This window comes from Streptomyces sp. SID5469, assembly GCF_009862865.1.
Classification (GTDB): domain Bacteria; phylum Actinomycetota; class Actinomycetes; order Streptomycetales; family Streptomycetaceae; genus Streptomyces; species Streptomyces avermitilis.
Map to the genome: position 1 here is coordinate 3,222,586 of NZ_WWIN01000001.1, position 12,766 is coordinate 3,235,351.

Genomic DNA, 12,766 nt, shown 5'->3' on the forward strand with positions numbered 1-12,766 from the left:
CTGCCCCATGGACAGCCGGCCCCTCTCCGGAAAAAGCGCAGGTCAGCCAGACCCTACGAAGATCACCAGCAACAACCACACCACCGGAGCCGTCGGCAGCAGCGAGTCCAGCCGGTCCATGATGCCGCCGTGCCCCGGCAGCAGCGTGCCCATGTCCTTGATGCCCAGATCCCGCTTGATCATGGACTCGCCGAGGTCGCCGAGCGTGGCACTGGCGGCGACCGCGAAGCCGAGCACGAGGCCCTGCCACCAGCTGCCGTCGTCGATCAGGAACTCCATGCACAGCGCGCCCGCCACCATCGCGAACGAGACCGCTCCGACCAGGCCCTCGCGGGTCTTGCCGGGGCTGATGCGCGGGGCGAGCCTGTGCTTGCCGAAACGCCAGCCGATCGCGTACGCGCCCGTGTCGCTGACCACGGTGAGCAGCAGGAACGTGAGCACCCGGCGCGGACCGTCGTCGGCCGTGAGCATCATCGCGACGAACGTCGCCAGGAACGGGACGTAGAACGCCGCGAAGACCCCGGCCGTGACGTCCCTGAGGTAGCCCTCCGGTGGTTCCGTCATGCGCCAGACCAGGACGGCGAGCGCGGTGAGCGCCATCGCCACCCACGCGCCCTCGGCACCCCGGACGTATCCGGCGACGACCATCGCCGCGCCGCCGACCGCGAGCGGTACGAGGGGCGCCTTGATGCCCTTGCGCTCCTCGAGCCGTGAGGTGAGCTCCCAAAGGCCCACCACCACGGCGACCGCTATGACCCCGACGAAGACGGCCTTGACGACGAACAACGACGCGACGATCACCACCCCGAGCCCGACGCCGACCCCTATGGCCGCACCCAGGTCACGGCCCGCGCTCTTCTTCTGCGGGGCGGGCGCTGGCTGTGGGGCGTCGGGCATGGGCTCCGGCTTCTGGGGCTGGGCCCCATGGGGCGTCTGGGACCCATAGGGCGACTGAGTCACGTACGGCGTCTGTGACCCGTAGGACGTCGTCTGCGGCGTGTCGTCGCGGAACAAGGGGCCACTCAGCCGAGCGGCCCCCCGGTCGTCATCCTGGTCTCCGCCATGCGCGGGTACGTCGGGCACGATGGGCATGGGGCGAGTCTGCTGCGCGTCATGCGCATCGTACGTGGGACCCGCCGGGGCTGCCCCCTGGGCAGGCCCCTGGTCGGACGGCCCCCAGTACCCGGCTTGTGGCGGCGCCCCCCAGGAAGATTCGTTCATCAGACCTCGAGCAGCTCCGCTTCCTTGTGCTTGAGCAGCTCGTCCACCTGGGCGACGTACTTCGCGGTGGTGTCGTCGAGCTCCTTCTCCGCACGACGGCCCTCGTCCTCGCCGACCTCGCCATCCTTGATCAGCTTGTCGATGGCGTCCTTGGCCTTGCGGCGGACGGAGCGGATCGAGACCTTGGCGTCCTCACCCTTGGTCTTGGCGACCTTGATGTAGTCCTTGCGGCGCTCCTCGGTCAGCTCGGGGAACACCACACGGATGATGTTGCCGTCGTTGCTCGGGTTGACGCCCAGGTCGGAGTCCCGGATGGCCTGCTCGATGTTGCGCAGCGCGCTCTTGTCGAACGGGGTCACCACGGCCATGCGCGGCTCCGGCACCGAGAACGAGGCCAGCTGGTTGATCGGCGTCAACGCGCCGTAGTAGTCGGCCACGATCTTGTTGAACATCGCCGGGTGCGCACGGCCGGTGCGGATCGCGGCGAAGTCCTCCTTGGCGACCACGACGGCCTTCTCCATCTTCTCCTCGGCCTCGAGGAGGGTCTCTTCGATCACCACTTGCTCCTGCGTGTCTTGAGTAGGCCCGGCAGCGGTCCTTGTCGGTCCCCGGCCGGCTGCGTCGCGTCTTCTTCCTGCACGGTTCCGGACCGGCAGGACATTGTCCATCCCCCGGTCAGGGTCCATGGCCCAAAGAGGGGTGGTCCCCGGTCAGTCCCGGCTGCCCTGGTCACCCACGAGTGTGCCGATCTTCTCACCCTTGACGGCGCGCGCGATATTGCCCTCCGCCAGAAGTTCGAAGACCAGGATGGGCAGCTTGTTGTCCCGGCACAGCGTGATCGCGGTCATGTCGGCGACCTTCAGGTCGCGGGTGATGACCTCGCCGTAGCTGAGCGAATCGAACTTGACAGCCTCGGGGTTGGTCTTCGGGTCGGAGTCGTAGACCCCGTCCACGCCGTTCTTGCCCATGAGCAGCGCCTCGGCGTCGATCTCCAGAGCACGCTGGGCGGCGGTGGTGTCGGTGGAGAAGTAGGGCATGCCCATACCGGCGCCGAAGATGACCACACGGCCCTTCTCCAGGTGACGCACGGCGCGCAGCGGGATGTAGGGCTCGGCGACCTGGCCCATGGTGATGGCGGTCTGCACGCGCGAGTCGATGCCCTCCTTCTCCAGGAAGTCCTGGAGAGCGAGGCAGTTCATGACCGTGCCGAGCATGCCCATGTAGTCGGAGCGGGCCCGGTCCATGCCGCGCTGCTGGAGTTCGGCGCCGCGGAAGAAGTTGCCGCCGCCGATGACGACGGCGATCTCGGAGCCGTCGCGCACCACGGCCGCGATCTCACGGGCGATGGCGTGCACCACGTCCGGGTCGACGCCGAGGCCGCCGCCTCCGGAGAACGCCTCTCCGGACAGCTTCAGCAGGTACCGGCCGCGTACTTTGCCGTCGTCGCTCTTGTCGGCCTTGGTGGTCATGGAGATCTCGCCTCTTTTACGTGTCGCACATACGAAGAAGGCCATTGCCGATGGGGTGTCGTTCGCATCCCATACGCGGCAATGGCCTCCTCGTCAGATCTGCTGTAGTCCGCCACGCGCGTGTGCGGGGTGGCATACGCGAATGACGCAGTCGACTGCTGTCGACCCTAGCGGGGTCGCGCGTCGATCGCGGTACGGACTCAGATGCCGACCTTGATGCGCGTGAAGCGCTTCAGGGTGACACCCGCCTCGTCCAGAACCTTCTGGACGGACTTCTTGTTGTCGAGCGCGTACGGCTGGCCAAGCAGCGTGGCGTCCTTGAAGAAGCCGTTGAGGCGACCCTCGACGATCTTCGGCAGGGCGGCCTCGGGCTTGCCCTCGGCGCGGGTGGTCTCCTCGGCGACGCGGCGCTCGGACTCGACGACCTCGGCCGGGACGTCCTCCTTGGAGAGGTACTTCGGCGCGAAGGCGGCGATGTGCTGGGCGACGCCCTTGGCGATCTCCGCGTTCGGCTTGTCCAGCTCGACGAGGACACCGATCTGCGGCGGCAGGTCGGGCATCGTGCGGTGCATGTACGCGGACACGTAACCGTCGGCGTAGGCCGCGAAGCGGTCCAGGACGATCTTCTCGCCCAGGTTGGCGTTGGCCTCGTCGACGAACGCCTGGACCGTCTTGCCGGGCTCGATCTCGGAGGCGAGCAGCGCCTCGAGGTCGGCCGGGGCGGTCTTGGCGACGTGCTCGGCGATCGCGTTGGCGGCGGCCTGGAACTTCTCACCCTTGGCGACGAAGTCCGTCTCGCACTTCAGCTCGACCAGGACACCGGAGGCGTTGTCGTCGGCGATGACGGAGACCACAGCGCCGTTCTCGGCGGAGCGGCCCTCGCGCTTGGCGACGCCCTTCTGGCCCTTGATGCGCAGCGCCTCGACGGCCTTCTCGACGTTGCCCTCGGCCTCGTCCAGCGCCTTCTTGCAGTCCATCATGCCGGCGCCGGTGAGCTCACGGAGCTTCTTGACGTCGGCGGCGGTGTAGTTCGCCATGATTCCTGGAATCTCTCTCGAAGTCTGAAGATCTACGGGCCGAACGGCGGGGGCTTTGTGGGCCCCCGCCGTTCACAACCCGAAGGGGTGAGGGGGTCAGGCCTGCTCGGCGTCCGCGGCCGGGGCCTCGGCAGCGGGGGCCTCAGCGGCGGGAGCCTCGGCAGCGGGGGCCTCGGCGGCCGGCGCCTCAGCAGCGGCCTCGGCCGGCTTCTCGGCCTCGGCGGCGGCCGGAGCCTCAGCCTCGTCGGCCTTCTTCTCGCCCTCGAGCAGGTCGCGCTCCCACGCGGCGAGCGGCTCGCCCGCGGCCTTGTCACCCTCGGCCTTGCCGGCGCCGGAGCGGGCGATGAGGCCCTCGGCGACGGCGTCGGCGATCACGCGGGTGAGCAGGGTGACGGAGCGGATCGCGTCGTCGTTGCCCGGGATCTTGTAGTCGACCTCGTCGGGGTCGCAGTTGGTGTCGAGGATGGCGACGACCGGGATGTTGAGCTTCCGGGCCTCGCCGACCGCGATGTGCTCCTTCTTGGTGTCCACGATCCAGACGGCGCTGGGCACCTTCTGCATCTCGCGGATACCACCGAGGGTCTTCTCCAGCTTGGCCTTCTCGCGCGAGAGCACGAGAAGCTCCTTCTTGGTCAGACCGGAAGCGGCGACGTCCTCGAAGTCGATCTGCTCGAGCTCCTTGAGGCGCTGCAGACGCTTGTAGACGGTCGAGAAGTTGGTGAGCATGCCGCCCAGCCAGCGCTGGTTGACGTAGGGCATGCCGACGCGGGTGGCCTGCTCCGCGATGGCCTCCTGCGCCTGCTTCTTCGTGCCGACGAACATGACCGTGCCGCCGTGGGCGACGGTCTCCTTGACGAACTCGTAGGCGCGGTCGATGTACGACAGCGACTGGAGCAGGTCGATGATGTAGATGCCGTTGCGCTCGGTGAAGATGAAGCGCTTCATCTTCGGGTTCCAGCGACGGGTCTGGTGACCGAAGTGGACGCCGCTTTCCAGCAGCTCCCGCATCGTGACGACGGCCATGGCCGTTCTCCTTGAGTTTCTCGGTTGTGCCGCGTGTGCCGGACGGCACTCGCGCCTGACGCCCGCGTGCGCCTTGCCACTAAGGACCGAGAGGCGCTGACTTCGGCTTTCGTCTCTCGACGGGAGGCCGTTGTCGGGGCGTGCGAAGTCGACCCGGTGACCCGGATCGCCACAAGAAGTGTACGGGACCCGCGAGGTGCCGGGTGACGCCGCTGTCCACAACCGGCGAGTACTCCACAGATCCCGGCCATGGTCGACGTGGATGCGGGACCGTTCTCGCATGCGAGCGAAACGATCTGTGCGTACGTGGCCGGGGTTGCTGCTGGTCCTGACGGTGACCGTCCTGGGCAGCACGGCGTGGGCAAGCGGGGACATGACCGCGCGGCGAACGGGTGCCTCCCCGGGGCCGGAGGTGTCGCGGGCGGCGGGCGCGCCGCCGGGGACGGGCGCTCCTCCAGGGGGTGGCGCGCCCGCGCCACCGGAGGCCGATGGCGCGGTTCCGGCGATCGGCCGCGCGTGGCCCGTGGGTGTACGCCCGTTGGTGGTACGCGGCTGGGAGCCTCCGGCTACGGCGTACGGCCGGGGTCACCGTGGCGTGGACCTGGCGGCGGCCCCCGGCACTCCGGTGCGGTCCGTCGCGGCCGGCCGGGTCTCGTTCGCGGGCCGGGTCGCCGGGCGGGGAGTCGTCTCCGTCGAGCTGACGGGAACGGGCGAGCCGCCCCTGCGCACGACGTACGAACCCGTACGCCCGTCCGTGGAGAAGGGCGACGAGGTGGCGGCGGGCGGGAGCCTGGGCACGCTGGAGCCGACGACCGCCCACTGCTCGACGGCCTGTCTGCACTGGGGCCTGCTCAGAGGCCGGACCTACCTGAACCCGCTGTCACTTCTGCCCGCGTGGCTGCTGCACCGAGGCCCGTCCCGCCTGCTGCCGGTGCTCGGGGTGCCCTTGCCTCGTGCGTAGCCCCAGTCCGCGACACCTCATCCGCGGCCCTGTCCCACGACACCTCATCCGCGGCCCTGTCCCACGACACCTCGTCCGTGGCTCAGCTCGCGGTCTCAGCGCTCGTCCGCGGCCTCAGCCCCGAACTCCTCGCAGGGCCATGGCCACGGCGGCGTCGGTGATCGCCGCGGGATCCTCGGCGGCCCCCAGCTCGATCCGCCGTACCGCGGCGTCGACCACGCCCTGGAGGAGCATCGCGGCCAGCCTCGGCTCCGCATGACCCATCTCCCCCAGCGCCTGCACGATCATCGCGACGAGCCCGCCGTGGGCCGCACGGATCTTCTCGCGCGCCCCGGCGTCGAGCTCGCCGGCGGAAATGGCGACCACGGCCCGGTGCCGCCGGTCTCCGACCAGGGCCAGCTGCTGCCGGACATACGCCTCGACCTTGGCCTCCGGGGTGTCCGCCCGGTCCATCGCCGCCGAGACCTCCGCCGCCCAGACGGGGAAGTCGACCGCGCACAGTTCCTCGACGACGGCCGCCCGCGACCGGAAGTACTCATACACGGAGGAGCGCGCGAGCCCCGTGCGCTCCGCGAGGGCCGGGAAGGTCAGCGCCTCCGTCCCGCCCTCGGACAGCAGGGACCGAGCCGCGTCCAGCAGGGCGGCTCGCTGCATCGACCGGTGCTCGGCCACGGAGGCCGCTCGAATCCTTGGCACGCGTCCACTTTACGGACGGACCGCCGCGGAGGGGAGCCACTCCGGCCACACACTCCGATGCGGCCCCGATGCGGCTCTGCTCGGCGGCAGGGACGATTCAGCAGCTCCGGACCTCTCCCCCGCCCGGATGACGCGCAGGCCTCACCCGGCCGCACACCCCCGTCAGCGACCGAAGCTCGCCAGTTTGGCCCTGAGCTGGAGCACGGACTTCGTGTGGATCTGGCTCACCCGGCTCTCCGTCACCCCCAGCACATTGCCGATCTCGGCGAGCGTGAGCCCTTCGTAGTAGTAGAGCGTGACCACGGTCTTCTCCCGGTCGGGCAGCGTGTTGATCGCCCTTGCCAGGAACCGCCGCAGCTCCCGGTCCTCGGCCACCTCCACCGGGTTGTCGGCGGCGGTGTCCTCCAGCGTGTCCATCAGGCTCAGCCGGTCGCCGCCCTCGCCCCCGACATGCAGCAGCTCCTCCAGGGCCACCACGTTCGCCAGCGACAACTGGCTGAACACGGAGTGGAGTTCGTCCACCGCGATGCCCATCTCGGTGGCCACCTCCCCCTCCGTCGGGGTCCGCCGCAGCCGCGCCTCCAGCGTCGCGTACGCCCGCTCCACGTTCCGCGCCTTCTGCCGCACCGAGCGAGGGATCCAGTCGAGCGCCCGCAGTTCATCGATCATCGCGCCCCGGATCCGGGTGATCGCGTACGTCTCGAACTTGATCTCCCGCCCGATGTCGAACTTCTCGATCGCGTCGATCAGTCCGAACACCCCGGAGGAGACGAAATCCGCCTGCTCCACATTGGGCGGCAGACCGACGCTCACCCGGCCGGCCACGTACTTCACCAGCGGTGAGTAGTGCAGGATCAGCTGCTCCCGCAGCCGTTCGTCCCCCGTCGCCTTGTACGACCGCCACAGCTCGTCGAGCGTCGAGGGAGCGGGCGGGCGCACGCTGCCGCCGTCGCGGGCGGCTGGGGGAATCGCCGCCCGGTCGGACCCGGAGGTGTGCTGGGGCATTCGTCGCCTTGTGCCGTTCTGCCGTGAACTGGGGATGCCTGGGTGACCTGTCGGTCTGATGTCGAGATGCCTGCCTGATTCGGAATTCATGTGAGCGTAGCGTGACTGAAGTGTCGCAGTGCGCGAAGGGCGAGGGATCACCCCCGCGCGAGCCCGCTCCGCCGAGCGCCGCCCGGGGTCCCGCCCATTGCCCTGCGTGACCGCCGACGGTGGCCAACTAAGGGAATTGCCAAGGGTGTCGGGGAGTCGCCCGGACGGCCGTACACGCTCGGTCAGCATCGGCCGCGATCTTGGGAGACCGAGATCAGCGCCTGGCGTGTCAACTTCCAGCGATCGCCGTGTCGTTCGACGAAACCAAGTGATCGGAGTTCGTACAGTCTCCCGACCGCGTCGTCACCCGTCGTGCCCGCTCCGCGAGCGATCTCGTCCGGCGTCGCGGTCCCGTGGCCCGGCAGCGCGGCCAGGACGCGGGCGGCGCCCGGCTCCAGCAGGTCGCGCGGCAGGACGGGGCCTCGCCGGTCGGGGGCCAGCTCGCCCATGTCACCCACCAGTTCGGCCACCTCCGCGGCATCGGAGACCAGGACGGCGTCGCCGCGCAGCAACTCGTGCACCCCGGCGGAGAGCCCGCTGGTCACCGGCCCCGGCACCCCCATGGTGAACCGCCCGAGCCGCTGGGCCGCGCGTGCCGTGACCAGCGCGCCGCTGCGGTAGGCCGCCTCGACGACCACGGTGCCCCGGGTGAGCGCGGCGATGACCCTGTTGCGGAGGATGAACCTGCTCGGCGTCGGATGGTCGCCGGGCGGCAACTCCCCCACGACCAGACCCTGTTCCGCGATCCTGGTGATCAACTCGGTGTGTCCGCGTGGATAGGGCTGGTCGACTCCGCAGGCGAGTACGGCGACGGTGGCCCCGCCGGCCCCGAGCGCACCCCGGTGCGCGGCACCGTCCACGCCGTATGCGCCGCCCGACACCACCACCCATCCGCGCTCGGCGAGTCCCGCGCCGAGGGCGGCCGCCATGTGGGCGCCGTACTCGGTACAGGCTCGCGCGCCGACGACCGCGACGGACCGCAGGGCCCACATCCGCAGGCTCGGCCGGCCACGCACCCAGAGCCCGGTGGGGCGGGCGTCCGCGAGGTCGTCGAGCTGTGCCGGCCACTCCGCATCGCCCGGGCAGACAAAGCGGGCCCCGGCCTGCCGGGCCTCGGCCAGGTCCCGCTCCGGCCTGGCCTGGGCGGCCCGTCCTCTCAGCCCCGCCCAGCGCTTGGCCGACACCCGGGGAAACGGCTCGCCTCCCTCCACCAGCCGCCGGGCAACCGCCACGGCGCCGTACTCCCGCAGCCATCGGCCGCCGATCTCGTCACCGGGCTCGATGATCCGCGTGAGGGCGACACGGGCGAGCCGTTCGTCGTCCGTCATGCCGACGCGCCGATCATCATGGGCACGCCCCGGGGCACCCCGGTGCGCAACTGCAGGGCCAGGGCCACATCCCCGGCGTCGGGCCTGTCGTGCCCGGACAGATCCGCGACCGTCCACGCCACGCGGAGCACCCGGTCCAGGCCGCGGGCGCTCAGCACGCCCCGCTCCAGTCCCCGCTCCGCCTCCTCCATGGCTCCCGGCACGGCCTGCCAGTGGCTGCGCAGCTCCCGTCCGGGCACTTCGCTGTTGGTGCGCCAGGGTGTCCCGGTCAACCGCGTCGCGGAGCGCTCACGGGCGGCTCGCACCCGGTCGGCCACCGCCCGCGTCGACTCGCCCCGGGCCCCGCGCACCGTCAGCTCGGCCCGCGTGACCGGCTCCACCTCGACCCTCAGGTCGACCCGGTCGAGCAACGGTCCCGAGAGCCTGGCCTGGTAGCGGCGGATCGTCGCGGGCGGGCATTCGCACAGGGTGTCCCGTTGCGACAATCGCCCACAGGGGCACGGGTTGGCCGCGAGCACCATCAGGAACCTGGCCGGGAACCGCACCACGCCCGCACTGCGTGCGATCACCACATGCCCTGACTCCAGGGGCTGCCGCAGCGCGTCGAGAGCCTGGCCGCTGAACTCCGGCGCCTCGTCGAGGAAGAGCACCCCTCGATGAGCCAGCGACACCGCGCCCGGCCGGGCGACGCCCTGGCCACCGCCGACCAGTGCCTGCATCGTGGCCGAGTGGTGCGGGGCGCAGTAGGGAGCGGCGTCCACCAGAGGTTTGCCCCCAGGCAGCAGCCCCGCGACCGAATGCACCGCGGTGACCTCCAGCGACTCGTCCCGGCCGAGCCGTGGCAGGACCGTGGGCAGCCGCTCGGCGAGCATCGTCTTGCCGGCTCCCGGCGGCCCTTCGAGGAACAGATGGTGACCGCCGGCGGCGGCCACCTCCACCGCCGTACGCGCCGAGAGCTGCCCGACCACGTCGGCGAGGTCATGGCCGAGGTCGAGAGGCGCGGCGCCCACGCTGTGGATGCCGGTGGCCGCGCCGGTACCGGGCATGCGCAGGCCCGCCAGCAGCGGATCCGGCCGCCCCTGCTCGTCGGGGTCCTCTTCGGGGAACGGCTCATCCGTGAGCACGGCGACCAGCTGCCGGAGGCTGCGTACACCGAGCACGGACACGCCGGGGACCAGCGAGGCCTCGGCCGCGGCGCACTCCGGCACCACCACCTGTTCGTACCCCGCGTCCGCTGCGGCCAGGACCGCCGGCAGGACGCCCCTGACCGGCCGCACCCTCCCGTCGAGCCCGAGCTCGCCGATCATGACGATGTCGGCCAGCACACGCGGGTCGATGCGCTCGGCGGCACCCAGCACGGCGCACGCGACGGCAAGATCGAACCCCGAGCCGCCCTTCGGCACGGATGCCGGGCTCAGACCCACCGTCAGCTTCTTCTGGGGCCACTCGCCGCCGGAGTTGACCACCGCCGACCTGACCCGGTCCTTGCTCTCCGTCAGGCTCTTGTCCGGCAGCCCCACCAGCGTGAACGCCGCGACCCCGGGCTCCAGGCCCGCCTGGACCTCGACCACCACGCCCTCGACGCCGACCAGTGCCACCGAACACGTACGGGCGAATCCCATCACGCCACCCCCCGCACATGCTCCACGACGGGTGCGCCGCGGTCCGGCAGGAGGATGCCGACCAGGTCGATACGGACGCCCCCGGGCGGAGCGCCTCCGTGTTCCTGGACCCAGCGCTCGGCGAGACCGCGCAGACGCTCCGCCTTCGCCGGTGTGATCGCCGCCATCGGGTGTTCGAAGAGGCCTGCCCGGCGGGTCTTGACCTCGCACACGACCAGCGCGTCGCCGTCGCGGGCCACGATGTCGATCTCGCCGGTCCTGCCGCCGCGCCAGTTGCGCTCCAGGACCGTCATCCCGGACTCGGTCAGCCGCCGTGCGGCCAGCGACTCGCCGTACCTGCCGAGTGCGCCGCGTTGCGCGCTCCGCCGTGCGCCTTGCTCGGTGCCCTGCCGCGCGCCGTACTCCGTGTCCTGCCGCGCGCCGTGCTGTGCCTTGCGTGTGCTCATGTCGGCACCACCTCCGGCGCCAACACTGAGCCCGTACCGAGCCCTTTGTGGATCTTGGTGGACAACGCGGTGGTTGTGGACAACCCCGCCACCCACACGAGTGAGACTCAGCCGCCCGGCAGCTCCAGGTCGCTCTTGTTCAGCTCCTCAATGTTCACGTCCTTGAACGTGAGTACGCGCACCTGCTTCACGAAGCGAGCAGGCCGGTACATGTCCCACACCCAGGCGTCCGCCATGGACACCTCGAAGAACACCTCGCCCTGGACCGAGTGCACCTGCATCTCGTAGTCGTTGGTGAGGTAGAAGCGCCGCTCGGTCTCGATCACGTATTTGAACAGACCGACGACATCGCGGTACTCCCGGTAGAGCTTCAGCTCCATCTCGGTCTCGTACTTTTCGAGGTCCTCGGCGCTCATGGCATGTTCCCCTTCAGCCGTGCGTCCCCCTATTGTGCGCCAGCCCCGCGAACCCCTAGACGATTTCGGTGTCGAGGGTCTCGGGCCTGGCGGGGGGACCGTCGTCGAGCAGCCTGCTCAGCAGCTCGGCGACCTGGTCGGATACACCGTCTCATGTGCCTCGGTCAGTTCCTGGCACGTCCACCAACGCGCTCCGGCGACACTGCGCCGTTCCAGTTCCGTCAGGCCCGCGGCCGCCGTGGCCGTCTGGGTCGTACGGGCCAGGTAGTACCACTCGTCCTGGTCCCAGCGGCGCCCGGCGAACGGGAACGAGCACCTGCGCCGCCACAGCACCGGACCCAGCTCGACATCGGTGATGCCGGTCTCCTCGGCGAGTTCCCGCAGGGCGGCCTCCTCGCGCGATTCGTCGCCCTCCAGGCCGCCACCGGGCGTGAACCACCAGTTGTCCGCCGGATCGTCCGGCTCGTGCCCGTGCAGCAGCAGGATGCGCTCCTGCGGGTCGAGAAGGACCACGCGGGCCACCTTGCGCAGGCCGCCCTTGTACGAGTCCTCGACCCCCTCACCCGCGGCGCCCGCGCCGGACTCGTACGACGCGTAGGGCGCGTAGGACTCGTACGCGTCGTGCGACGAAGCCTCAGCGGGCACCGGCGGGCTCCATCCGCGCCCCGCTGCGCCTGCGGCGCGCCCGATTCGCGATCGGGCCGTACGCCGCACCGCCCAGGACCAGCACCGCCCCCCCGACGATCGCGGCGACGACCAGCCGCAGCGGGCCGGGAGAGGACAGGCTTCCCAGGGCCTCGAAGCCCGTAGGGCGCTCCAGCATGCCGTTCATGGGCCACACCACGGCGTCCACCCGGGCCTTCACCCCGCTGCGCGCCACCGTGCCGTCGAAGGCCTCGGTGAGGTGGGCCGTGGAGTCCAGGGAGCCGCTGCGCTCGTCGCCGAGCAGGAACAGCCGGTCCTTGGGGACCGTGACCGTGGGGATCGTCCGGACCTCCGCGGCCTGGCCCTTGGGCAGATACGGCTCCTGGATCTGCTTGCCGTTGACGGTCAGCTTGCCGCCGGTGCAGCAGCCGACCGTGTCGCCGCCGACAGCCACGACCCGCTTGACCATGAGCATGTCGCCCCAGCTCTTCTGCTTGAAGACGACGACGTCACCACGCTTGATGTCGCCTCCGTCGACCCGCTGGGCAAGGACCCGGTCGCCGGCCACGATGGTGGGCGACATCGATGGGGTCGGCACCGTGTACGGCCGGTAGACGACCGCTCCCCAGGCGAACCCGCCGAGGAAGAGCACACAGCCGAGGGCCACGGCCAGTCCCGACAGCGTGCTGCCGAGCCGTCCGTGGCCCTCGTCCGTACGACCGGTCCTGCTCATTCCCGTGCTCCCCAGGTCGGAGAATCGATCCCGCGGCCCGGTGCCGGGCCGCGGAAGATCGGCGATCTGGGACG

13 protein-coding genes and 1 pseudogene are annotated in these 12,766 nt (G+C 70.6%); 1 reads left to right on the forward strand and 13 read right to left on the reverse strand.

Going from position 1 to position 12,766, the window contains the following annotated elements; translation table 11 throughout:
* Nucleotides 1-42: 42 nt before the first annotated feature.
* The 5 genes from GTY58_RS13725 to rpsB form a co-directional block, all read right to left on the reverse strand.
* A complete protein-coding gene (locus tag GTY58_RS13725) occupies nucleotides 43-1,221 on the reverse strand; it encodes a phosphatidate cytidylyltransferase (RefSeq protein WP_010984059.1) in 1,179 nt (392 codons plus the stop codon).
* On the reverse strand, nucleotides 1,221-1,778 hold the full coding sequence (gene frr, locus GTY58_RS13730; protein ID WP_010984060.1) for a ribosome recycling factor: 558 nt from the start codon (nucleotides 1,776-1,778) through the stop codon (nucleotides 1,221-1,223). The genes GTY58_RS13725 and frr overlap by 1 nt, the downstream gene beginning before the upstream one ends.
* 153 nt (nucleotides 1,779-1,931) lie before the next feature.
* Nucleotides 1,932-2,690 carry a UMP kinase gene (pyrH, locus tag GTY58_RS13735; protein ID WP_010984061.1) on the reverse strand — a complete coding sequence of 253 codons (759 nt, stop codon included), beginning with the start codon at nucleotides 2,688-2,690 and terminating at the stop codon, nucleotides 1,932-1,934.
* Between the two features lie 200 nt (nucleotides 2,691-2,890).
* The gene (gene tsf, locus GTY58_RS13740) at nucleotides 2,891-3,727 is read right to left on the reverse strand and encodes a translation elongation factor Ts (protein WP_010984062.1); all 837 of its coding nucleotides are present in this window, start codon (nucleotides 3,725-3,727) and stop codon (nucleotides 2,891-2,893) included.
* A gap of 96 nt (nucleotides 3,728-3,823) precedes the next feature.
* Nucleotides 3,824-4,750, reverse strand: a complete 927-nt coding sequence (gene rpsB, locus GTY58_RS13745) for a 30S ribosomal protein S2 (protein WP_010984063.1) — start codon at nucleotides 4,748-4,750, stop codon at nucleotides 3,824-3,826.
* A gap of 280 nt (nucleotides 4,751-5,030) precedes the next feature.
* On the opposite strand from rpsB, the gene GTY58_RS13750 reads away from it, so the two are divergent.
* Nucleotides 5,031-5,711, forward strand: coding sequence for a M23 family metallopeptidase (locus tag GTY58_RS13750; RefSeq protein ID WP_237528783.1), 681 nt, complete (start codon nucleotides 5,031-5,033; stop codon nucleotides 5,709-5,711).
* Nucleotides 5,712-5,825: 114 nt separating this feature from the next.
* Here the strand turns inward: GTY58_RS13750 and GTY58_RS13755 are convergent, their stop codons facing one another.
* The 8 genes and pseudogenes from GTY58_RS13755 to lepB form a co-directional block, all read right to left on the reverse strand.
* A complete protein-coding gene (locus tag GTY58_RS13755) occupies nucleotides 5,826-6,383 on the reverse strand; it encodes a TetR/AcrR family transcriptional regulator (RefSeq protein WP_037649722.1) in 558 nt (185 codons plus the stop codon).
* 186 nt (nucleotides 6,384-6,569) lie between these two features.
* Nucleotides 6,570-7,412 carry an RNA polymerase sigma factor WhiG gene (whiG, locus tag GTY58_RS13760; RefSeq protein ID WP_010984066.1) on the reverse strand — a complete coding sequence of 281 codons (843 nt, stop codon included), beginning with the start codon at nucleotides 7,410-7,412 and terminating at the stop codon, nucleotides 6,570-6,572.
* Between the two features lie 272 nt (nucleotides 7,413-7,684).
* A complete protein-coding gene (gene dprA, locus GTY58_RS13765) occupies nucleotides 7,685-8,830 on the reverse strand; it encodes a DNA-processing protein DprA (RefSeq protein WP_010984067.1) in 1,146 nt (381 codons plus the stop codon).
* A complete protein-coding gene (locus GTY58_RS13770) occupies nucleotides 8,827-10,452 on the reverse strand; it encodes a YifB family Mg chelatase-like AAA ATPase (RefSeq protein WP_010984068.1) in 1,626 nt (541 codons plus the stop codon). Before GTY58_RS13770 ends, dprA begins: the two co-directional genes overlap by 4 nt.
* Complete coding sequence (locus tag GTY58_RS13775; protein WP_048894316.1) at nucleotides 10,452-10,898, reverse strand: YraN family protein; 447 nt, start codon at nucleotides 10,896-10,898, stop codon at nucleotides 10,452-10,454. The genes GTY58_RS13770 and GTY58_RS13775 overlap by 1 nt, the downstream gene beginning before the upstream one ends.
* 107 nt (nucleotides 10,899-11,005) lie before the next feature.
* Entirely contained in the window at nucleotides 11,006-11,314 is a 309-nt protein-coding gene (locus tag GTY58_RS13780; RefSeq protein WP_003965949.1) for a DUF2469 domain-containing protein, read from the reverse strand.
* Between the two features lie 55 nt (nucleotides 11,315-11,369).
* A pseudogene (locus tag GTY58_RS13785) lies at nucleotides 11,370-11,845 on the reverse strand (NUDIX hydrolase).
* A 103-nt stretch (nucleotides 11,846-11,948) separates the two neighbouring features.
* Nucleotides 11,949-12,692: a signal peptidase I gene (lepB, locus tag GTY58_RS13790; RefSeq protein ID WP_010984071.1), complete on the reverse strand. Its 744-nt coding sequence runs from the start codon at nucleotides 12,690-12,692 to the stop codon at nucleotides 11,949-11,951.
* Nucleotides 12,693-12,766: the final 74 nt, after the last annotated feature.